At 37.6% G+C, this 23,224-nt stretch carries 18 protein-coding genes and 1 pseudogene; 9 read left to right on the top strand and 10 right to left on the bottom strand.

The features are described from left to right. Nucleotides 1-115: 115 nt before the first annotated feature. Entirely contained in the window at nucleotides 116-910 is a 795-nt protein-coding gene (locus BC008_RS30460) for a pentapeptide repeat-containing protein (RefSeq protein ID WP_027844961.1), read from the bottom strand. Between the two features lie 359 nt (nucleotides 911-1,269). On the opposite strand from BC008_RS30460, the gene BC008_RS30465 reads away from it, so the two are divergent. Further along, nucleotides 1,270-1,860: a phycobiliprotein lyase gene (locus tag BC008_RS30465; protein WP_027844960.1), complete on the top strand. Its 591-nt coding sequence runs from the start codon at nucleotides 1,270-1,272 to the stop codon at nucleotides 1,858-1,860. 151 nt (nucleotides 1,861-2,011) lie between these two features. On the opposite strand, the gene BC008_RS30470 is transcribed toward BC008_RS30465, so the two are convergent. The 8 genes from BC008_RS30470 to BC008_RS52520 form a co-directional block, all read right to left on the bottom strand. After that, nucleotides 2,012-2,617 carry a chromophore lyase CpcT/CpeT gene (locus BC008_RS30470; RefSeq protein ID WP_027846352.1) on the bottom strand — a complete coding sequence of 202 codons (606 nt, stop codon included), beginning with the start codon at nucleotides 2,615-2,617 and terminating at the stop codon, nucleotides 2,012-2,014. After that, on the bottom strand, nucleotides 2,614-3,153 hold the full coding sequence (locus BC008_RS30475) for a phycobiliprotein lyase (RefSeq protein WP_027846351.1): 540 nt from the start codon (nucleotides 3,151-3,153) through the stop codon (nucleotides 2,614-2,616). The genes BC008_RS30470 and BC008_RS30475 overlap by 4 nt, the downstream gene beginning before the upstream one ends. Nucleotides 3,154-3,294: 141 nt before the next feature. Next, nucleotides 3,295-4,263, bottom strand: coding sequence for an N-acetyl-gamma-glutamyl-phosphate reductase (gene argC, locus BC008_RS30480; RefSeq protein ID WP_027846350.1), 969 nt, complete (start codon nucleotides 4,261-4,263; stop codon nucleotides 3,295-3,297). A gap of 317 nt (nucleotides 4,264-4,580) precedes the next feature. Beyond that, a complete protein-coding gene (locus BC008_RS30490) occupies nucleotides 4,581-5,048 on the bottom strand; it encodes a peptidoglycan-binding domain-containing protein (RefSeq protein ID WP_027846349.1) in 468 nt (155 codons plus the stop codon). 405 nt (nucleotides 5,049-5,453) lie between these two features. Continuing rightward, nucleotides 5,454-5,963 (bottom strand): peptidoglycan-binding domain-containing protein, encoded by a 510-nt coding sequence (locus tag BC008_RS30495; RefSeq protein ID WP_036268359.1) that lies wholly within the window; start codon nucleotides 5,961-5,963, stop codon nucleotides 5,454-5,456. Between the two features lie 191 nt (nucleotides 5,964-6,154). Further along, the gene (locus tag BC008_RS30500; RefSeq protein WP_027846347.1) at nucleotides 6,155-6,625 is read right to left on the bottom strand and encodes a peptidoglycan-binding domain-containing protein; all 471 of its coding nucleotides are present in this window, start codon (nucleotides 6,623-6,625) and stop codon (nucleotides 6,155-6,157) included. Nucleotides 6,626-7,139: 514 nt separating this feature from the next. Next, nucleotides 7,140-7,397 carry a peptidoglycan-binding domain-containing protein gene (locus BC008_RS52515; RefSeq protein WP_161938183.1) on the bottom strand — a complete coding sequence of 86 codons (258 nt, stop codon included), beginning with the start codon at nucleotides 7,395-7,397 and terminating at the stop codon, nucleotides 7,140-7,142. After that, on the bottom strand, nucleotides 7,384-7,641 hold the full coding sequence (locus BC008_RS52520; protein ID WP_153009689.1) for a peptidoglycan-binding domain-containing protein: 258 nt from the start codon (nucleotides 7,639-7,641) through the stop codon (nucleotides 7,384-7,386). The genes BC008_RS52515 and BC008_RS52520 overlap by 14 nt, the downstream gene beginning before the upstream one ends. Before the next feature lie 238 nt (nucleotides 7,642-7,879). On the opposite strand from BC008_RS52520, the gene BC008_RS52230 reads away from it, so the two are divergent. The 6 genes from BC008_RS52230 to chrA all read left to right on the top strand — a co-directional run bounded on the left by BC008_RS52230 (nucleotide 7,880) and on the right by chrA (nucleotide 15,506). Further along, nucleotides 7,880-8,011, top strand: coding sequence for a hypothetical protein (locus BC008_RS52230; RefSeq protein ID WP_268768256.1), 132 nt, complete (start codon nucleotides 7,880-7,882; stop codon nucleotides 8,009-8,011). A gap of 20 nt (nucleotides 8,012-8,031) precedes the next feature. After that, a complete protein-coding gene (locus tag BC008_RS30510; protein ID WP_058184156.1) occupies nucleotides 8,032-8,607 on the top strand; it encodes a phosphatase PAP2 family protein in 576 nt (191 codons plus the stop codon). Between the two features lie 350 nt (nucleotides 8,608-8,957). After that, nucleotides 8,958-10,946 carry a hypothetical protein gene (locus tag BC008_RS30515; RefSeq protein ID WP_058184157.1) on the top strand — a complete coding sequence of 663 codons (1,989 nt, stop codon included), beginning with the start codon at nucleotides 8,958-8,960 and terminating at the stop codon, nucleotides 10,944-10,946. 291 nt (nucleotides 10,947-11,237) lie between these two features. Continuing rightward, nucleotides 11,238-12,077 carry a molybdate ABC transporter substrate-binding protein gene (gene modA / locus BC008_RS30520; protein WP_027845329.1) on the top strand — a complete coding sequence of 280 codons (840 nt, stop codon included), beginning with the start codon at nucleotides 11,238-11,240 and terminating at the stop codon, nucleotides 12,075-12,077. Between the two features lie 129 nt (nucleotides 12,078-12,206). After that, nucleotides 12,207-14,177 carry a molybdate ABC transporter permease subunit gene (gene modB, locus BC008_RS30525; protein WP_027845330.1) on the top strand — a complete coding sequence of 657 codons (1,971 nt, stop codon included), beginning with the start codon at nucleotides 12,207-12,209 and terminating at the stop codon, nucleotides 14,175-14,177. A gap of 135 nt (nucleotides 14,178-14,312) precedes the next feature. Then, the gene (gene chrA, locus BC008_RS30530) at nucleotides 14,313-15,506 is read left to right on the top strand and encodes a chromate efflux transporter (RefSeq protein WP_027845331.1); all 1,194 of its coding nucleotides are present in this window, start codon (nucleotides 14,313-14,315) and stop codon (nucleotides 15,504-15,506) included. Between the two features lie 92 nt (nucleotides 15,507-15,598). On the opposite strand, the pseudogene BC008_RS51680 reads toward chrA, so the two are convergent. Beyond that, nucleotides 15,599-15,783 (bottom strand): annotated as a pseudogene (locus BC008_RS51680) (ISKra4 family transposase); the annotation flags it as partial. Between the two features lie 120 nt (nucleotides 15,784-15,903). Between BC008_RS51680 and BC008_RS30535 the strand changes: the two are divergent. Both BC008_RS30535 and BC008_RS30540 read left to right on the top strand, forming a co-directional pair. Further along, nucleotides 15,904-17,532: a DUF6798 domain-containing protein gene (locus BC008_RS30535; RefSeq protein WP_058184158.1), complete on the top strand. Its 1,629-nt coding sequence runs from the start codon at nucleotides 15,904-15,906 to the stop codon at nucleotides 17,530-17,532. Between the two features lie 391 nt (nucleotides 17,533-17,923). Continuing rightward, nucleotides 17,924-22,723 (top strand): nSTAND1 domain-containing NTPase, encoded by a 4,800-nt coding sequence (locus BC008_RS30540; RefSeq protein WP_058184159.1) that lies wholly within the window; start codon nucleotides 17,924-17,926, stop codon nucleotides 22,721-22,723. Nucleotides 22,724-23,224: the final 501 nt, after the last annotated feature.

Consider the following 23,224-nt stretch of genomic DNA (forward strand, 5'->3'; position numbering starts at 1 on the left):
TTCGTTACTCTCTGAGTGACCAACCAAGTTTTAAGATAATCGTTAAGGGTTACTTGAATCTCATTTCTGAGATAGAAAGTAATAATCTGTAACTTTTATCTAGACTCTGTTAAATTTACGATCTGGCTTGACAACCTAGGCTATCGCCTGTATTACAGCGAGTGAAGGCATTCCATTGTCCTAATTCTTCGCCCGGACGACTGCAGAGCATGGCTCGCGTTTCTTCACTAATACCTTGAGCTTTTGTAAAATCAGCGCCGGAAATATTTTGCACTTGCTCGAAATTCGCATCTGTCAAATCAGCAGCGCGGAAATCTACTCCCTGTAATTCAGTTCCAATGAAACGAGCTTTACGTAAATAAGCTCCGGTGAATAAAGCTCCTTGTAAGTTAGCTCCACTTAGAGCAGCATCTTCTAAGTTAGCTCCCCGCAGATCTGTACCGCTGAGGTAAGCTCCCCGGAGATTAGCGCCTCTCAAATCTGCATTTTTCAGGTTAGCAGTATTAAGAAATACTCCATTCAAGTTTGCTTTTGGTCCAATTGCGCCAGAATTTCTGTAGTCAAATCCCTCTACCCATTGAGTTTGGGAGTCGTAGCGGGCGAGTTGCAGTTTTGCACCTTCCAATTGGGCTTCAGTTAGACAGCACCCTTCCAAATTAGATCTGAATAAGTAACTTTCTGCTAAATTCGCTCCTGTTAGGTTAGCACCACTGAGGTTAGCCCCGCGCAAATCAGCATTTTTAAGGTTTGCACCGCTCAGATTCGTCTGACTTAAATTTGCACCGATCAGGTTGGTGCTACTAAAATCAATTCCTGACAAATCCATTTCACTGAAGTTAATTCCCTGCAGGTTAGTTTTGGCAAAACTTTTTTTTTCTTGGAGTGCTTGTAATATTTCGTTAGAGATCATAAATAATTCAAAAGTTAAAAGTCATTAGTGGATTGCACACGTCTGACGACGTAAGCACAGCCAGAGGCTTTGCCGTCGCCGGATCCGTAAGGTGACGTAGTCATAGGCTCTGCCGCAAGGCTTAACCGTAGGTAGCGCAGCTGTAGCGTGTCCTTAGGACATAAGTCAAAATATGACTTGCGGACAAGATGAGATAAATACCTCATTTGCGAGAAAACTACTTTTAGAGTATTGTCTGTTTACTGTTCCCCGTTCCCTGTTCCCTGTATTCCTTAAAAATCTAAGAAACATTATCATGCTATATGGTGGGTATTGCTTGCCATAAAAGAAATAATTGGGTTTTGAGGGAGAAATTAAGAATGTCAGTGACACCACCAATGACAATGATGGATTTTTTTCGTAAAAGTGAGGGGACTTGGTTCTCTCAAAGAGCAGTGCATAACTTTGCTGCAGTTGCGGATGAATCCGGGGAATCAAATCTGATTGTTCAAGTTTTAGATCGACAGGAACCCAGTGTTTTAGAAATCGCCTCAAAAGAAGGGATTGACCCAGCTTCAGTTGCTGGAGGTGCAAAGTTTTCATGGCAAGGAAATCTTAAAGATGGGGAACCCAATCCTAATTATGCGGCAATACTTGTAGATGTTCCTAACCCTGATAATCCCCGTTGTGGTAAATTTTTCCGCAATCAAGGTTACGTTGAAGGTATTCCAGTAGTAGGAATTTATAGTTTTGCGGAAGATGGAGTATTGACCATTGATACAGAATATGAAAAAAATCAGGGTCAAGAACGTTGTTGGTTCGTGACGGATGATTTTCGCGTGCGGGTAAGCACGGTTAAGTTGATGAATGGAGTCAATTTCATGACTTATTCTTCTGAACGTCGTTGTATTTTACCTTCTCAACTCGATGAAATGGTAGAAAAGAACCGACAGAGGGCTTTAACTGCATAATTGGTAATGAATGGGTAATTGGTAATTGGTAATGGGTAATTGGTAATGGGTAATTGGTAATGGGTAATTGGTAATTGCTAAGAGTTAAGTAGGGTGTCTTAGCTTTAAGTTATTTTCATCTAGTAAAGTTGTAGCCTCGATGTAAGGTCCATCAACTAGATATAGATGTGTTTACTGTTGGTAATTCATCAGCAAAACTTTGACGCTTTTCAAATTTTAGGGGTCCATGTTCTGACCCCCAAACCTGTTCGTGGGTATTAATATCCATACCTCGATCTAAACTCATCCAAGTTGTTTCCGTCACTTCAACTTCACTAATTAAATAAGTTGATTTTCCGTACTTTTCAATTAAACATTTATTTCCTTCTACACCCCCTCGAAATAAATTCCCTTCCCATCTAAAAACCATCGAGCAATTATGACGGCGCTCTATTTTATCGGGAGATATGGTTTTTAAAATATCTAAATTATGTCCTGCACCGGCGTAAAGATAAGCATCTTGTAAACTATAGTTTTCAATATAAATTTCTTCTCCCCGACCCACTACCCGATGAATTCCTTGACGGTAAGGAGTCCATAGATCGTAGTCATATGTTTGTTCGGAATAAAACCCAATTCCTTCAAAAAATTCAAACGGTAAAGGACGGAAAAAAATCCGAATATGAGCAAAATTTTTCGTATCGGCAAAAGATTGTTTGTAATTACTAAAATCTCCAGCCATCCAACTGGCTAATTTCATCATTAAGGAATCACTCATGATTTTTTCTCGTTTAAGGAACGGATTTCTGAAGAAAAAGAAGCGGTAACAACTCCGGAACCCGCACTAGTTTTAATTAAAGAAACTCGAAAGCGAACATTATCCCCACAAAACCAAATTTTCTCCTCAGCCATTGCTCGGTCGTAAGGGGTTAATAAACTAAAAACTCCTTCTTCATTGATTTGATAATTACCTACGGAAGGAATTGTTTCCGCATATCCTCTATCCCGCAATAATTTACCTTTTTGGGGTTCATTAGGATCGGGAATGGGAACAAGAATAGTTGTCCCCTGGGAAATTTCTTCTTCTTCCCAGTCAGATTCTCCTTCCCAAGTCATGCGAAAAGGATCGGTTGCTAATTCAGGAGCGATTTCGTAAGACTTGCACAAAGCAATAACGTCTGCATCGTCAGATGCTAAAGGAACAATATCAATTGTGGAAATCACTTGTTCGAAGTGAGCAAAAGCTAAATGATGAGCACTACGCTGCGATCGCCATCTACCGAGAGAAAGTTGTACAAATTTTGTAATATCCATTCTGAAATTCTATATCTAGTAATGAAGGCAGACAAATATCACTACTGTACTACCTTTAGCTGGTATGGTTTAACCTACAGAGTTTGAAAACCGTACTTTACCCCCATTACCAATTACCCATTACCAATTACCCAATCCCCATCAGCAACCCAAATTATCTGGAAAACCAAGCATTATATTCAAATTTTGTACCGCAGCTCCTGAAGCTCCTTTACCTAAATTATCCAAACGAGCGACTAATAAAGCTTCTTGAGTATTATCATTCGCAAAGACAAAAATTTGTACTAAGTTAGTGTTAACTGCTCCTTGAGCGTCCAAAAATTTACCATTACGCAAATAACTTTCATCATTTAAAGGAGCAACCACAATATTTTCTTCATCTTGATAATATTCTTTGAGGGTGGTGTGGATTGCTTCACCAGTAATAGATTTTTCTAAAGCGCGTAATTGTAAGGGAATTTGTACTAACATTCCTTGCTCAAAGTCTCCCACCGCAGGTACAAACAGGGGAGGAATATCTAAACCGGAATATACATGCATTTCCTTAACGTGCTTGTGACCGAATTTCACGCCATATATTCCATAAGCATAACCGGTTGCTGATAAGGGGGAAGCATTGTGAAATTTTTCATATTCTTCGATCAGTTTTCTTCCTCCTCCCGAATAACCGCTAACAGCATTGATGGTGACCGGGAAATTTTTGGGGATAATACTTGCTGTAACTAGTGGACGCACGCAAGCTAAAAAACCTGTTGGATAACATCCGGGGTTACTAACCCTTTTGGAGGAACGAATTTTTTCTCTGTGGTTTTTCTCAAGTTCGGGAAAACCATATACCCAACCACTTGCGACTCGATGAGCAGTACTCGCATCCAATATCTTCACATCGGGATTACTTACAAAACTTACTGCTTCGCGAGCCGCATCATCGGGTAAACAGAGAATAGCAACATCTGCTAAGTTAATATAATTTGACCTTGCTTGAGCATCTTTGCGTTTTTCTTGGGGTATGCTAATAATCTCGATATCATCACGCTGGTTTAACCTGGAATGAATTTGCAAGCCGGTAGTTCCTTCTGCACCATCAATGAAAACTTTAGGTTTAGCCATAACTAGTTACCTCAATTACCCCAAAAATATTTTAAAAGTGTAAACGCCCTAACATTATTAAAACTTACTGGGTTTGAATTTATCAAAACTACCGAATACCCCATCCCTCTATAGGGGATGTAAGGTAGGTCAAACATTGCTGTAAAAACAGCATTGTGCGTAGTTAAATCTAACCATTTAGTGGCGTTTGAGGCTTTGCAAGTAATAAATATCAAGAATCCCCATCCCTCTATAGGGTGGGGAGCGTCAATCAGTAACATGTATTTAATAACAGAATTTAAATCGCAAGTAGAGCAGGCTCTAATAAAAGATAGAACTTAAAGACATGAGGGGTATTGTAAGTTGCTCAGTTCATTCCAAGTCTTCTCGCCGATGATACCATCCACTACTAAACCTTTATCTTTTTGTAAGCCCTTCACTGCAGTTTCGGTTACAGGACCAAAGTCACCATCAATAGTAGAACGATATCTGTCATCATCATATAGCCTTTGCTGAACTTTCCTTACGAGTTCACTTTTGTCACCTTTGCGAAGAACTTCCATATCGGCTGGAGCCTTTCGAAAAAGTGCGCACCAAGTATTATTGTCAACTTCTCCATTTCGCGGGAGAAACATTATGCACTGGAATACCCCAACTACATATTTGGTCCCTGCACCAAATATACCGTCAACTGAAATCTCTTGACCGTTTTTACGTAATAATTCTTGTAGTTCTCTTACAGATTCTCCTCTGGAACCTTCACGTAATTCTGGTTTGTTGATATCAGAACATGATGTTAAAGCCATATTTATTTTTCCTAATGATGATTTTGTTGAATTTACTTTGTATAAATAAATTCTTACTAGATTATTCTCTTATCAAATAAATGTAATATTGATAACTCATAATATTATTTTAATAAATCGTTATTTATTCGTAATCTGAACTTTTTATTATGTATTCTTACTTAAAATACCAAATTCCAAAATCTTTATTTGTTCTAATTTATCCTATAGAACTTTTATCAAATGTGAGGTGAAATTCATATTAATTGTTACCCCAGTATCGATAAATAAATGCATGCGTGCGCTATACATACAGATAATTATCTATTACATCATGTTTATTGCTGCTAAGGTAATAACCTCTACTTTTTACCCCAAAGCAGAGGTTATTCAATTAGTAACAGAATTTATTTGTTGAATGAATGCTTACAGGCATAAATCTGCATATAATTTGCTGAGTTCAGACCAAGTATCATTGCCAACGACACCATCTATGTCTAAACCTGCACTTATTTGTAAGTCTTTAACTGCAGACTCAGTAGCAGGACCGAAATCACCATCAATAGCAGAACGATAATATCCACCGTTGGATAGTCTTTGCTGAATTAGCTCGACTAGTTCGCCCCGATCGCCTCGACGAAGAAGAGGCATATCAACTGGTCCACTAAAATAGGCTGCCCGCCAAGTTCTATCGTCAACGATTCCATCTTGTGGGAGAAACATTTTGGATTGGAATATTTTGACTGCATTTGTTGTTGCAGGACCAAATATACCGTCGATTACTTCTTCTCCAGGAAATACGCAAGCATGATTACTATCGACATAGTAAAACACACCGTGAGGTAATAATAATCTTTGTAATTCTCTTACGGCTTCCCCTGTAGAACCTTCACGTAAAACTGGTTTGTTGAGAGCCGTAGATGATATGTTAGTCATTTCTATTTGTCCTAATTTTAATTTGTTTGAAGAGGCTTTTTCGTTATTTCTATTTAAATCTGGCTAATAACCAGTACCGCTTCGCGGAAGTAAAAAGTCAAAAAGCTTATATGTTAGGATTTTCAGAGATTTTTAATGGTTACTCTAATTACGCCTAACTGTACTAGAACCCATTCTAGTTAACGAAAAAATTAACATGAAGAAGGACTGGGTTCTATTTTACTAAGTTCATGCCAAGTGCGATTTCCAACTATTCCATCTATAGATAGACCTGCTTTGATTTGCAGATCCTTCACTGCAGATTCGGTCACAGGACCAAAATCACTATCAATATTCGAACGATAGTATCCACCATCTGATAGTCTTTGCTGGATTTTTCTGACTAGTTCGCCTGTGTCGCCTTTACGGATAACTGGCATATCGACTGGTGCACGTTGATAAAGTGTACGCCAAGTCTTGTCACCAACAATCCCATCTTGTAGGAGAAACATTTTGCACTGGAATAATTTAACTGCGGTTGTTGTTTGGGGACCAAATATACCGTCAACTACAACATTTATATTGCTACGTAACAATAATTCTTGTAGTTCTTTGACAGCTTCTCCTTTAGAACCTTCACGTAAAACAGGTTTGTTGAGAGCAGTAGATGATGTGTTAGTCATTTTTGTTTCTTTGTCTCAATGCTAATTGTGTTTGAGGATGTATAAATAAATTTATACACTGATTATTCTCCTATGAGAGCAATGTAGTTGTGATAACTTTTAATGAATATTTCAGATATAGTTATTGGTTTGTAAACTAAACTTTATTCTCTGTAAAATCACTGTGTAGTATATAAGTAAGTATTTTGTAAGTCCTTGTGATATAAGGCTTTTACTCAAATATAAGTTCAGCTTAATTATTACTTGTAACCAGTGTAGAGAAATTAAAGTATTCTCTATAAATGTAACGAGTGGCGTAATTTATGTAACGCATTGAAATTTGTGGGAAATTCTATCTTTTTCTAGCAAACTAAAGCAAAGTAAGTTTGTTTAAGAACAAGATTTTAATGATAAGTAAAACTCATTCTACTTAATAAAAAGTAGAAGTTAATAGAGAGTAGGAATTTAACATGAGGTGATGAATATTTTGCTCAGTTCAAACCATGTGCGATCGCTTCGCGCCGACGCTTTAGCGTCAATCGCCAACAATACCATCAATAGTTAGACCTATATATGTTTGTAAATCCTTAACTGCTGCTTCGGTTGCAGTTCCAAAATCGCCATCAATAATAGAGTGATAATATCCGGCATCAGATAGTCTGTACTGTATTTTTTCAACCAGTATACCTTTGCTACCTTTGTGAAGAACGGGCATATCAACTGGTGCACCTAAATAGAGTGTGCGCCAAGTCTGATCGCTTCGCGCCGACGCTTTAGCGTCAATCGCCGACAATTCCATCTTCTGACAAAAATACTTTAGACTGGAATAGTTTCACTGCATTGGTTGTATGGCAGCCAAATATACCGTCAATAACTTCTTCCCCAGGGTATACGCAAGCATAGTCGTAATTTATACATGAAAATACACCGTGAGGTAATAATAATTCTTGTAGCTCTTTAACGTTTTCTCCTGTAGAACCTTCACGTAAAACAGGTTTGTTGAGAGTTGTAGAGGATGTGGTAGTAGAAAAGGTCATTTTTGTCTGTCCTAGTTGTGATTTTGGTTGAATTTGGTTGCTATGAAGGTATTCAGATTCATATTCCGTGATTCCGCAATTTATACAAAAGTTTTTTAGGAATCTGTAGATAGGTAGAAAATATAACAATAAGGGTGTGGGTTGAGTTAAAGAGTAAGAATTTACTGAATAAAAAATAGTAATGCAAAGCAAGTGTTGTGTGCTTATCTTTACTAAGTAATACCAATTTGGAAAAATAATGAGACAGATAGATTTCCGTAGAGACGTTGCATGCAACGTCTCTACCGGAGAATCTGTTGCAATGATTTATCGAATTGGTATAAGTATGGAAGTTTATAACTATATTCTGCCAATATCTGTACTGTTTTAGAATTAGTATTTTGGATTACTATGTTACCTTTTAAAGCATTATGTCCGATTTTAATAGCTTTAGTTGTTACGACCCTTGCACCCAAAGTGAAAGCAGAAACTTTTGATCGTGAAGTTTCTAAATTTGTTTCTGGACCGGGTACATTAATTTACCTTGGTAGTGGTGTAACTTTACCTCTACTTTTAGATCCTAAAGAAGGAAAACAACGCGCTCTAAGAACATTAGATTCTCTTGGTAGTAGCACTATTGCATGTATCGCTCTTAAAAAGGTAACACGAGTTCAAAGACCAGACTCAGATAGTAATGATAGTTTTCCTAGTTGTCATGCAACAGCGGCTTTTGCTGTAGCTACTGTACAAAGTCACTATAATCCAGACTCAGCATTTCTGTGGTACTCTGGGGCTACTCTAATTAGCTACTCGCGCTTGAATCTCAATCGTCACAGAATTTCAGAGGTATTAGCTGGTGCTGCATTGGGATATTTGACAGCAAAACTGGAGTTGAGCCAAAAACGCGGACTTATTCTATTCCCTTTTATTCATAGTAATGAAGACGAGCAACCAATTGTTGGACTTCAGGTAATGGGTTCTTTCTGAAGAAAATGTTTGCTGAGTTTTGTACGAATATAGATCTTTCGAGATGAAATTCTATCCCCAATAACGATCAAGTGCGAATTTTATAGATTTTTTTATTTTTAAATGTATTTATAATACTTAATTTCTTTCAAAATCTGTGCAAAATATACGTGTAAATATATAAGTTATCTGCGGGTAAATATGATTATCTGATTCCATAATATTTATATCTTATTATTTCGTGATTGTATTTTGATATTAAAAGTTGTGCAATAAATTTTTATCTTTCAATATCTATATATTATTAAATACTTTTATCAATATTATTTGTTTTAGATAATCATAAATCATTCGAATTATATTAAAGATATATGAGACTTTTAAAGATATCTGCTTGCGTTTTATTAGCCTTATCTACATCAGATATTGCCTCGGCTAGCCAAGATGGTGTGAATATAAATCAAGATGAAATAAGACAAAAAAATTTAATTGATAGACTTAGGGAAGCTAAAAAAAAATCTCAGAACCAAAAGCAAATTACTGTCGAAAATCCTAATAATGTAAATCCTAATAATGTAAATATATCAGTTGGGATTGACACCATCGCAAAAGATATTCTGAACAATAGTCAAAATAATAGAGAAGAAGTTACTCAAAACAACTTAAGCATATCTAATAGTCGCCCAATATTAACAACAGCAGAGCATCTACGAAAAGGAGAAATTTCTATTTCTGTACGTCATCGTCATTTCTTCAGTTCGGGGACTGCTAGAAGTGATGGTCTTACAGATCAACCAACTCTTGGGATTAGCTGGGGTGTGACCGATGATTTAGAACTGACTTTGGATTTTCAGACAGTTGATAACGCTGGACCGCAATATCAAGGGTCATACAGCGCTCAACGAATTAATGACCAAGGAAGTACAAACTTTTTTCAGGAATGGACTCTACAAGCAAAACAGAGAATTTGGCAAAGTAAAGATGGTACGCAGGCTTTGAGTGGCGCGATCGCAGCCTCTAGAGGAAATGACAGACGTCCATATAATTTTGCTGATGCTAATGGTATTGTGGCAGCAGGACTAAATGCACAAACGGTTTTTTCTCTGGAGCTACCCTACACTATTAAACCCGATAAGCGTTGGCAGTTTACAGTATCTCCTAAAGTTGCTTTTTTACCAGAAGATAATGCTCTCTATCTTAATCGATTACCACAACCAAACTCTGGTTCTTTTGGTGCAAATTTTGGTTTAGCAGGAGCCATTAGTTATCAATTAAGTCCAAGATTATCTTTATGGGGTGATGCATTTATACCATTTACAGGTAATAACACTATCAATAGGGATACGGGATTACCAACTCGAGATATTGCCTACAATGCAGGTTTGAAATATATAATCAATCCCAGATTAGCTGCAGACTTATTCATTTCTAATACTTTGGCTAATACTGGACCTCTTTCTATAGTCACAGATAGAGAGTTTGACGCATTAGGATTAGGACTTACCTATATACCTGGAGTTACAGTCGCAAATCGTCGCTATCCTAGTCATTTCGGTGTCAGACAAGGTATACCCCAAAGTACCCATGCTGGATTCAGTGCTTTTGATGGTGGTACTGTTCCTAGGAAACAGTTATTAACCTTGCTCCAATTAAATGAAGGGAGAACATCGTCTGCAATTCGCTATGGAATAGAAGATGATTTAGAAATAGGTATTTTCTTAGATGATATTTCCGGGATAGTAGATGAATCTGTCCTTGGAGTTAGTGGCAAAATCCGCTTTTTAAATCAAGCTGATGACAAACCATTTACCTTGAGTCTTGCTGGAAGCTTCGCCCGTTCTAATAGTGTGCTGGTAAACCTGATTAACAACGATCGCAATAGATTTGAGTCCTTAGGTTTAGAAAAGACTGGATTTAGTGTTAGTAACGAAAGTGTAGAACTTGGGGAGGTATTCGTTGTTACTTTGTCTGCACCATTGCATTATAAATTTCCTCAAGGAGGTTCAGCTTGGTTTACTCCTACCTTGGGGTATGTTCAACGTACTGGGTTAGAAATTGCTGGATTTAATGTTGGAACTTCGATTCCTTTGTCTCCAGAGTTAGATGCGATCGCTGAAGTTGGATTTAATCTCGGGGGAGAAGGTAACGCATTTATTGATAACACTCGTAAGTCAATTATTCCATGGAGTTTGGGTGTACGTTGGGAACCAAAGTCACTACTCGGTAAAGCTTTCTCTGGTTTGCAGCTAGAAGCATATCTCAGCAATAGAGTTGGTTCGAGTCCTTTTGAGACTCTCAGGGTTAGAGCAGATAATGAAACTAGGTTGGGAATTGGAATGTTATTACCAATTCAGTTTTAATTATTCAGGACTCACGCAAAATAAACGTAATTACGTCACTACCTATCACTAACGCCACGCAATAACTATAGCTACCCTACCTATAGCTACCCTACCTACGGTTCTGGAACTGCTACCTACGGATCCGCTTACGTTACGTCCTATTATTTAACTATGTTGTTAGCATTCAAATAGCTTTATTTGTATGGTCAAGAATTCAACGGCTAACGTCATCCTATTCTGACAAAATGAATCGAGAAAGCTTTGCGAATTACTAATACATGTTAATATTTAGGGTACAAATATATTTTGATGATTAGACTGTTGGAAGTCAAGCCGAAAATATTAGTACTGATTCTTTCCTCATTGTTAATTGCTTGCAATCAAACTAACCAAAACTCGACTTCAAGAGCAAATACACAACAAACCGCAAGCTTAACTGTATCGGCTGCTGCTAGTTTGACAGATGCACTTCCATCAATAAAGAAAATGTATGAGCAGCAAAATCCACAGGTTTCCATTACCTACAATTTTGCTAGTTCTGGTAATTTACAACGGCAAATAGAACAGGGAGCACCTGCTGATGTTTTTATTTCCGCTTCGGTCAACAAAATGGATATTTTGCAAAAACAAGGACTTTTGAGTCAGGGAAGTCGTAAGGATTTGCTGCAAAATAAAGTTGTTTTGATCGTGTCGAAAGATAATAGCACCATATCTGATTTTAAAGACTTAACTGCTACTGAAGTTAACAAAATTTCGATTGGCGAACCGAATAGCGTACCTGCGGGTAAGTATGCAAAGGAAGTTCTCACTAATGCAGGGATTTTCGAGGACGTAAAATCAAAAACTGTTTTTGCGAAAACTGTTCGTCAAGTCTTGACTTATGTAGAAACCGGTAATGTTGATGCGGGAATTGTTTACGCTACAGATGCAAAAAGCTCAAATAGAGTCAAAGTTGCTGCGATCGCACCAGTAAAATCTCATTCTCCGGTTGTTTATCCAGTCGCAGTCATAAAAGATAGCAATAATTCCACTGCAGCGAAGGAATTTGTGGAATTTTTATCGAGTAAACCAGCAAGCGAAGTATTTGCAAAAAACGGATTTACTCCAGTTATAAATAACTCTCCAATTAATAACTCCCAGAATAATTAGTAAATCCCAAAATAATCAATCTAAAACCTATCAATCTGAAACTTATAAATCTAAAACTTATAAATCTGAAACTTATAAATCTAAAACTTATAAATTTCCAAAAAATCAGTAATCAAGACGGCAACTGGTATGGAATTTGACTTTTCGCCTCTATGGATATCCTTAAAAACTGTTTTAACTGCAACGCCAATAGCATTTTTTTTGGGAATTACAGTTGCTCGTAAAATGCTTAATTATCAAGGTAAAGCTAAAGGATTAATTGATGGTGTTTTGACTTTACCTATGGTTCTACCGCCGACAGTCGTTGGCTTTTTTTTACTGGTGATTTTTGGGAGAAATAGTTGGTTTGGGCAATTATTATATGCGGTGGGAGTAAATGTCATTTTTTCTTGGACGGGAACAGTAATTGCTGCAACGGTTGTTGCTTTTCCTTTGATGTACAAAACAGCATTGGGAGCTTTTAAACAAATAGATCAAAACTTGATTTATGCAGCTCGCACCCTGGGAGTTCCGGAAGGGACTATCTTCTGGCGAATTATTTTCCCATTAGCTTGGGAAGGTATTTTAGGTGGAACTATTTTAGCTTTTGCTCGCGCTTTGGGAGAATTCGGAGCAACATTAATGCTCGCAGGAAATATTCCCCAACAAACACAGACAATTCCCCTAGCGATATTTTTTGCTGCAGAAGGGGGGGAAATGGATCGAGCATTAATCTGGGTATTAGTTTTGGTGGGGGTTTCCCTTTTTGTAGTTAATACAATGAACTACTTGTCTGAAGAAAAACGAGTAGTTAGGAAAAAAAGATTTGGAAATTTTAATTTAAGGTTATTGAACTTCAGATTTTTAAACCTCAGATTCATAAACCTTAGATTCATAAACCTTAGACTTATAAATTTTAGATTTATAAACTTTAGATTTATAACTAGAAAATTATCTCAAATTACTCAGCAATGTTTTAGTTCGCGTAGTTCTTTTTCTCAAATACAAGTTCCAAAACAATCTCCCTCCCCAACCTCCTTAGAAATAGATATTCTCAACCAACGTCCCGGCTTTACATTATCAGTGACATTTACTACCGATGACAGTCCTCTGGGAATTTTAGGAGGTTCCGGTTCGGGGAAAAGCATGACTTTGCGTTGTCTTGCTGGCTTGGAAACCCCAAAAAATGGAAGAATTGTTTTAAATGGAAGAGTGCTATTTGACTCAAAACGGGGAATCAATATATCAACCCGTCACCGTCGCATCGGCTTTTTGTTTCAAAATTACGCCCTGTTTCCCAATATGACCGTGAGGGATAACATCGCCTTTGGTTTAAAGTATGGACACTATAATGGTTGTTCTTTTAATAAAGCCGAACTAAACCAACGCATAGCAGAAAAAATTGCTTTAGTTGAACTTCAAGGTTTAGAGAACCGCTATCCTTATCAACTTTCTGGGGGACAGCAGCAGCGAGTTGCTTTAGCTAGGGCTTTAGCTATTGAACCAGAAGCTCTACTTTTAGATGAACCCTTTTCAGCCCTTGATACATACCTGCGCAGTCGAATTGAAAAGCAGTTGAGCGAAACCCTTACAACTTACCGAGGGATGACCTTATTTGTTACCCATAACTTGGAAGAAGCTTACCGAGTCTGTCAAAATATTTTAGTATTTTCCGAAGGCCGAATCATTGCTGATGGTTCCAAAACAGATATTTTCGAGCATCCACAGACCTTACAAGTTGCTCAATTAACTCAATGTAAGAATTTTTCCCGTGCTCGTGCTGTTTCACCTACACAAGTAAAGGCTTTGGATTGGGGTTGTACTTTGCAAGCGATTGAACCGATTCCTAGTGAAGTGACACATGTAGGAATTCGCGCCCACCATCTAATTTTTACAGACCGAGAAAACCAAGACAATAGTTTTCAAGCTTGGCTAGTTCAGATTAGTGAAACACCCCACAGGACGACAGTCTATTTAAAACTTAATTCTCCTCCTAGAAATTCTAAAGATTACCACCTACAAGCAGAAGTGTATAAAGAAAAATGGGCTGCAATTAAAGACATTCCTTGTCCGTGGCGGATTTATTTAGATCCGCTCCGCCTTTTGTTATTAACTTCTTGAATGCTTTTCACAATAATCAGTAAAAAAGTTGTATTTTATACGATGTGTTTTTATTCGCAGTAATGTTATCTGCAGGGGTGCAATGCCTTGCGCCCTCATCGAGTATTATGTTTGTTTATCGCGCTGTGTTTTTGGATGAATACAGATAGGCTAAAAAATTTAAGCCAATTAGCAATCCTGTGTTTAAAGCTAGGAAGCACTGGAGTTGGTGGTTTCCTTGTGGTGCTAGCGATGATGGAATATGAGGTAGTAACGCGGAAAAAATGGCTGACAAAACAGAAGTTTCTCGATATTATTGGCGCTAGTAACCTCGTCCCAGGTCCAAGTTCAGTCGAAGTTACAATTCATGTTGGTTACTTATATGGTGGATGGTTGGGATTTGTCATTTCAGGTATTTGTCTAATTTTTCCTGCAGCCCTGATTAAGACTGCTTTTGCTTGGGCTTATACTCAGTTTGGCGCTCTTCCCGAAATAGCCTCTTTTTTGGATGGAGTTAAACCAGTCGTTTTGGCTGTAATGTTATTAGCTGTGACGAAATTGGGCAAAACGGCGATCAATAACTGGCGTTTGTTAATCATTGGGATATTTGTCTGTACTGCAAATTTCTTCGGGGTGAGTGAGATAATTTTGCTCCTTGTCGGTGGAGCAATCGGTATGCTCTTAATAGGATTTCATCAAGAGTTATCACCGGAAGAATCAGGGGTAGAACAATCAGCAAATACCAAATTTCAAATTCCCAAAGCTGTATTTTTTTTACTAATAACTATCGCTATATTATTTTTTATTGATGCTAATTATTCTCCAAGTCTTTCCTTAGGAAAACTGAGTATATTTTTTCTTAAGGTTGCTAGTTTATTATACGGTAGCGGTTATGTCCTAATCGCATTTTTGCAAGGGGAATTGGTTGATGATTTTGGTTGGTTGACTCAGCAACAATTATTAGATGCGATCGCGATCGCCCAAATAACTCCTGGTCCTTTACTTTCAAGTGCAACTTTTATCGGTTATTTACTTTTGGGGATACCTGGCGCAATAGTTGCAACAGTATCTATTTTTTTGCCATCATTCCTTTTCAGTGCTGCTCTAATTTCGGTGGTTTCCCAACTTCGAAGCTTTCGTTGGACTTCTGCGTTTTTAGATGCTGTTAATACTAGTTCAATTGCTTTGATGGCAGCAGTAATAGTTAAGTTATCACAATCAGTATTGATTTACTGGCAAAGTTGGGTAATTTTACTAATTACCTTTATGATAAGTTTTCGATGGAAGGTAAATGTTATTTATCTGATTTTAGGAGGAGCGATCGTTGCTTGGATTCTGTTTAAATTTTAATTATTTTTTGTCAATTAAAATTCCTACTCTTCTAGCATCTTCATGCTCAAATCATAGTAAGAGCCCGTTATTTAGTGCTGTGAGAAACTTGCTATTTTTGTAAAATACTTAATATCCAATGCTGCATCTTCATAACTGAGATTGGCACTAACCTGTAAACAGCAAACTTCCAGATATCGGCTCAGTTGACTGCTAGAAGGTACTTCCAATTAATTACCCCACTTATTTTTTTTGTTTTATTGGCAAATTCTCCCAGAATGCTCTTCAATCGTCGCTTCTTCTCGAATATATTAATGGGTTACATTGTGTAAAATAGCACCGGACCCTACTTTATAGCTATTTTTTATGGCACAATGCCAGTTAACTTTTATATTCGTTGTAAATAGTGAGGTATATATTGGCTTCTCTGAACTCATCTAGGCTCATCAAAAATAAACAACGGAATATTCTTATAATTACGAGCTTAGCAGTTTTTACATTAATTGTTATCAGTGAACTGCTAAAAGGTAATATGACAAACAATGAAATTGGAAAGTTACTATTGGCGAGGCAATATGTCGATCCGGGCTGGATTCCTGAGGACTTTTATATTAATCAGCCCCAAAAATATCAAATTATATTTCAATCTATTTTTGGCAAGCTTTCCATGGCAACAGGATTTTTAGCAACCTCAATTATTGGTAGAATGACATACTACCTTCTCTTTGCTTTGGGGGTAACTCTTTTAAGTGCTGAAATAGGTCTTAACTTTTATTCGCTATTACTTGCTACTATTTTATTCTTAAATAAACAAGGAATGATTGCTGGTGAGTGGATTATAGGAGAACTTGGTCCTAAAGGATTTTCTTATGCCTTTATTTCCATTGCATTGTGGCTAGTAATAAAGAAATACTATATCCCAATGGCAATAATACTTGGGTTAGCTACATCATTCCATGTACTAGTTGGTGGTTATGCTACGATCTCGATAGCTTTATTTTTAGTACTCCAAATATTGTCACGACAGATTGAATGCCCTAGTCTTAGAAAAATTGGGGCTATATTTATTGTATATATTGTCTTTGGTTGCTTTTCCATTATCCCGATTTTCCAGCATTTCACTTCTTCATCAGTAGATTCAATTGACTCTCGTTTTACGGCATCCTATATATATGTTTTCCTACGTAATCCTCATCATCTTTATCCACTAGCCTGGTCAATAAAGATGTGGTTATGGTTGGTTTTTTATATTTCACTTGCTACATTAATATGCTTTTTAATTCATAAAAATAAATTTCCGTTCAATTCCAGTGACTTGTCGAGCCAACAAAAGTCTGCTTGTTCGCAGCTATCAAGATTTGCACTTGTGATGCTTATTCCTTTTGTTTTAGGACTTGTAATTTTTCCGATTGATCGAGATGGAAAATTTCTTCAATATTACCCATTTCGATTTGGCGATGCCATGTTGCCTATGATAACTTGTTTGCTATTTTGTCGTGCTTTAGAATGCTCGTTCCCACACATAAGAGTCAGGAAAATTTTTCTTTCATTCTGTGCTGTTATTGTTGCAATGACTTATGTTCATGGGGGATTTATTTTCATCGGTCAGGCTTTTGCATTGCAGGGATTTCCATGGAATCATCCTGATGGAATTAGGTCAAATGGCAAAGCAATGTTTGCTTGGATTAAAGATAATACACCTAAGAATTCTGTAATTATCTCACCGCCAGCAAAATTTAATGAATTTACATGGTTGTCAGAGCGTGCAACGATTGCAAAGTTTAAGCATGTGCCCTCGGATGATGCCACAATTCAGGTTTGGTATGAACGTCTAAATGATTTATCAGGTAATCCAAATAAATGGGAAAAAGTAGGCTTTGCCGTTAGGGAACAGCTTAATGATGGATATGCAAACTTGACGACGAGACAAGTAGAGTCTCTGATGCTCAAATACAAAGCAAAATATTTCATGACAGCTAGCGATCATCAGTTAGACTTACCTATTGCTTATCAGGATCAGGAATACATCATTTACTCGTCGGATTAAAAAGCGGGTCTGTAGTAGTCTTTTTCATTAATTATGACGGATTGGTTTGTCGTCAAAACCCCTGTAGATACGTTGCACGCAACGTCTCTACAATCCCTCATAATTAATATGGTGGAGTACTAGAAGTTATAATTTTTACAAAGTTTTGATTATTTTGTTTGCTTAATTTTCGCAGTAATTAAAATTGCCCGTGTCCCGACATTTTCTTGTGAATCTAATCGATCACATAGTGTATCAAAATTTATTTAAATATCTGGAATAAGCTATTATCAGTTCGTATTTATTTATATCGTAATCATGATTACTATCTTTGTAGAGGTGTGAAATTTCGCGTCTTTGCAGGTGTGACCTAACAATAATCCCGAGCTAAGCCCTTGAGCCAATAAATACAATGCAGATTCTGGTAAGCTTAAAGTTTGGTGATGGCGACTTTCAGTCAGGATTTAGTGAAAATAAAAACATATTAAATCTAGTAAATACTGAAGGGGTATCTACAGAACTAGAAATCCAACTTCCCCCAGCACCAGAAATTCCAGTCCTATATCAAAAATGGCAAAATCAATATCTCAGTTTGGTTAACCCCTTGAGAATGGGGTTTAAACGCAAACAAACTACTAATTTTTCTTGGTCTGAGTGCTATCAAGACTGTAAACAATCTGCTAGAAGTTTACAGACTCAATTGAATACTTGGCTTGGGAATATTAAGTCACAAATTGAACCTGTAGTCATATCAGATTCAGTTACATCAGATTCTAATTCCGAAGTTATATTTGTTATTAATACCGAACAGATTAAGTCTCAATCGACTAAGGATATTTTACATCGGTTACCTTGGCGGGAATGGGATTATTTCCCTGGAAATTCTAGTTTAGAAGTCGCATTATATTTACATGAATCTCAATTGAAATTTAAACAAATTGAGAAAGTTAAACCGATTGATAATCAAGTATTTCGAAGAGTTAAAATTACTAGTATTTTTGGTGACAATCAAAATATAGATATCGAAACAGATCGAGAATTAATAGAAAAGTTGAAACAACGGGGAGCAGAATTAACTGTTCTTTCTCAACCAGAACGTCGAGATTTTATCAAATTATGGGATGAACCCTGTGACGTCTTGTTTTACAGTGGTCACAGTCAGACAGATCGTGAGAATCATGTCGGTTCCTTGAAAATTAATCCTGAGGACTGTTTAAATCCAGAGGAAATTAGAAATACTTTCCGTGAAGCTATTGCAAAGGGTTTAAGATTAGCAATTTTTAATTCTTGCGATGGTTTGGGTTTAGCTGAACAGTTCGCAAATTTAGGTTTACCTTATATTATTGTTTGGCGAGAAGCCGTACCAGATAAAATTGCTCAAGATTTTCTCAAGTATTTTTTAGGTTCTTTCTCTCAAGGAAAATCTTTGTTTGCTTCTGTGCGAGATGCAAGGGTTAAACTTCAAGAACTTACCAATAAGGAAGATTCTCAACAGCAAATACCAGGAGTTAACTGGTTACCAATTATTTGTCAAAATACTTTAGAAGTTGCTCCCAATTGGGAAGATTTAGGGGGACTAACAGGTAAACTTCCTAACTCTCCTTATAAGGGATTATCCGCATTTAAAGAAAAAGATGCAGAGATATTTTTTGGTAGAGATAGGTTTATTGCAGATTTAGTTGACTCTGCAAACACTGAAGCATTAGTTCCTGTGGTGGGTGCTTCTGGAAGTGGAAAGTCTTCTTTGGTATTTGCTGGTTTAGTTCCCAGATTGCGAGAAGCTGGTAACGTACAAGTAGTATCTTTCCGTCCGGGGAAAAATCCTTTTGATGCTTTAGCAACCGCTTTGAGTTCCCATCTTCAAGATGTGATTAGTTCGCAAGAGGGAAAAGAAATAGAAGAAAGTAACCACAGATTAAAGGAATTAGAACTAGAAGTAGACTTAAAAGCTAACGAACAAGCTTTGTGTCAATTTATTGAAAATATTATTTCAAATACGTGTAAGAATAACCCCTTATGGAAATGTAGAGACGTAGCATGCTACGTCTCCAGCAAAGATTCTCAGGTAATCCATAATTCCGAGCCAAATAAATCTGGCAAACAAATATCTCAACAGAACTTTTCTCAACCAAATATTATATTAATTGCCGATCAATTTGAAGAACTTTATACTTTAGCAACGGAAGAACAACGTCAACCTTTCTTAGATGCATTGCTTTATGCTGTAAAATTTGCCCCCAACTTTACCCTAGTTTTTACACTTCGGGCTGACTTTATGGGAAAAGTTCTGGATTATCAACCTATGGGAGAAGCTTTGCAAAAATATCGACCGATCTTACTCACTTCAATGAACCGGGAGGAATTAACCGCAGCAATCGAAAAACCTGCGGAAAAAATGAAGGTGGAATTAGAAGAAGGTCTAACTGCAAAACTAATTGATGACCTGGGTAAACAACCGGGACGTTTACCCCTATTAGAATTTACCCTGACGCAACTATGGCAAAAACCAAATAAATGGTATCTTACCCACCAAGCTTATGGAGAAATTGGCGGTTTAGAAAAAGCTTTAGCTAAATATGCAGATTCAGTTTTGGATCTGTTGTCCGAAGCAGACAAAGCAAAAGCGGAACGAATATTTACTCAGTTAGTGCGTCCTGGGGAAGGTACAGAAGATACGAAACGTGTTGCAACTCGGGAAGAAATCAATCCGTATAATTGGAATTTAGTCAAACATTTAGCCGATGAACGTTTAGTAGTAACAGCTTGGAATGAAAGCGATCGCGTTGAAACAGTAGAAATTATTCATGAAGCTTTAATTCGAGAATGGAGTCAACTACAACAATGGATTGATAAAGACCGTAACTTCCGAACTTGGCAAGAATCTTTACGGGAAACGATGCGTCAATGGGAAAAAGCAAATAGAGATGATGGCGGATTATTACGAGGTTTATCCCTATTAGAAGCAGAAGAAAAGTTAGCTTCACGCTCCAACGATCTAAGCCAAGGAGCAAAAGATTTTATTCAGGCAAGTATAGCATTACGCGATCGCGAAAAACAGGAACGCGATCGCAGACGAAAAATCACAATTACTGGACTGAGCAGTTTTTCTCTAGTAGCCTTGATTTTAGCAGGCTTAGCTGGTTTGGGTTGGTGGAGTGCTGCTATTGGTGAAATCAATTCCTTAACCCAAGCTGCTGATGGTCTTTTAAGATTAAATAAACAAAAAGCAACTCAAACTAGTGTTAAAGCTGCAGTAAAAATGCAAAGTTTACCTTGGGTAGATAGCAATACTCGCAGACAAGTAGAGTTGACACTATTGCATATTGTTCCTAATGTTGCAGCACCCAATACCTTGGGAGGACATGCAGCAGCAGTTAACGATGTTAGTTACAGCCCTAATGGCAAAATTATAGCTTCTGCAAGTACTGACAACACCATCATATTGTGGGATGCAAGTACTGGAAAACAACTCAAAATTCTTACAGGACATACAAACTCAGTTCGGGGGGTTAGCTTCAGTCCAGATGGGAAAATCCTTGCTTCAGCGAGTTGGGACAAAACAGCAAAACTTTGGGATATCAATACCGGTAAACAAATAAAAACATTACAGGGACACGCAAATGAACTTCATGATGTTAGTTTTAGTCCAGATGGAAATATGCTCGCTTCTGCAAGTTGGGACAAAACCATAAAACTTTGGGATATCAATACCGGTAAAAAAATCCGTACCCTTGCTGGACACCAAGACTTAGTTCATGATGTCAGTTTTAGTCCAGACGGCAAAGTTCTTGTGTCTGCTAGTGTTGATGGTCTGATAAAATTATGGGATATCAGTACCGGTAAACAAATCAAAACCCTTGCTGGACATAAAGATGAAGTTTACGGTGTGAGCTTTAGCCCAAATGGTAAGATATTAGCTTCTGCAAGTTGGGATCGAAGCATCAAACTTTGGAATATTAACACTGGTAAACCAATACAAACCTTCATTGGTCATAAAGACGGGGTTAGGGGGGTTAAGTTTAGTCCAGATGGTCAAATTTTAGCTTCGGCAAGTGCTGACAAAAGTGTTATGTTGTGGGACGTTAAAACCGGTAGAAAAATAAATACTTTTACAGGGCATATAGAATTTGTTAATAGAATTACTTTTAGCCCAGATAGCAAAATCCTTGCTTCAGCAAGTGATGATAAAACCGTAAGACTATGGGATATTATTAACGGCAAAGAAATTCAAACTTTGTCTGGACATACAGAAGATGTTAAGGGAATCAGTTTTAGTCCAGATGGTAAGATTCTCGCCTCTGCTAGTAGCGATTTAAGAATTAAACTTTGGGATAGCAGCACCAAGCAAACAATTAATACCCTTACTGGTCATAAAGATTGGGTGATTGATGTTAGTTTTAGCCCCGACGGTGAAACCTTAGCTTCCTCCGGTAGCGATCGCACCGTAAAGTTATGGCAAACGAATACGGGTAAACTAATTAGAACCCTTAGGGGACATCAAGACAGCGTTGATGGTGTCAGCTTTAGTAAGAATGGCAAACTCCTTGCTTCTGCAAGCGATGACAACACAGTAAAATTGTGGAACCCCAATACAGGTAAATTAATAAAAACTCTTACTGGACATACAGCATCGGTTAGAAAAGTCAGCTTTAGTCCAGATAGTAAAATCCTTGCTTCTGGAAGTTGGGATAACACAATCAAACTATGGGATACCAGTACAGCTAAACTAATAAAAACCCTGGTCGGACATCAAAATTCAATTAGGGGGGTCAGCTTTAGTCCCAATGGTCAGATGCTCGCTTCAGCAAGTGGTGACAAAACAGTAAAACTTTGGAATGTCAACACCGGTAAAGAAATTGTAACCCTCAGGGGACATCAAAGATGGGTTAGGGGTGTCAGCTTTAGCCCTGACAATAAAATGCTCGCCTCTGCCAGCCCTGACGGTACAGTCAAGATATGGGATATCAGCAGTGGTAAAGAAATCAAAAGCATTACGGGACACAATAGCTGGGTTTATGATGTTAAATTCAGCCCTGTAGGTAAAATGCTTGCTTCTGCAAGTGGTGACAGATCTGTGAAACTATGGAAGTGGGATTTTGATTATTTACTCCGGGAAGGATGCAACTTCATCCGTGAAGACTTTAGAATAAACCCCCCGGACAATAAAGAAGATAAGCATATGTGCAATGGGATTAATATTACGTCTGGCTAAAAAGTTATCACATCTGTGGGAGCGAAGTAATAAGTAATAAGTAATAAGTAATAAGTAATAAGTAATAAGTAATAAGTAATGTTAGTGTTCACCGCAGGTGCATCTTGGACGCGTTTACAGCGAACAGGGGGGCGCGTAGAAGCGCGTAGGCGGCGTAACGGTGTAACGGTTTGGACGCGTATAAAGACGAATGTACGCGTCTGACGACGTTAGCGCAGCAAGAGGGATCCGTAAGGTGACGTAGTCATAGACTCTGCCGTAAGGCTTAACCGCAAGGTAGCGCAGCTAGAGGCTATAACTACGTTACCTTTGGATCTGCCGTCGCCATAAAAGCTCTAGGTATTGTGTACAGTAAAAGGGTTATTAGGTAATAATCGCGGTCTTTTCAATAGGGTTATATAGTAACTAATTAAGCGGACTTGATATCAATCAGTGATTCTCAAGTAATATTAGTGTTTAAGAAAATAATAGGGAAAACAATTATAAACACAAAAAACTTTT

The organism is Mastigocoleus testarum BC008 (assembly GCF_001456025.1).
GTDB classification, from domain to species: domain Bacteria; phylum Cyanobacteriota; class Cyanobacteriia; order Cyanobacteriales; family Nostocaceae; genus Mastigocoleus; species Mastigocoleus testarum.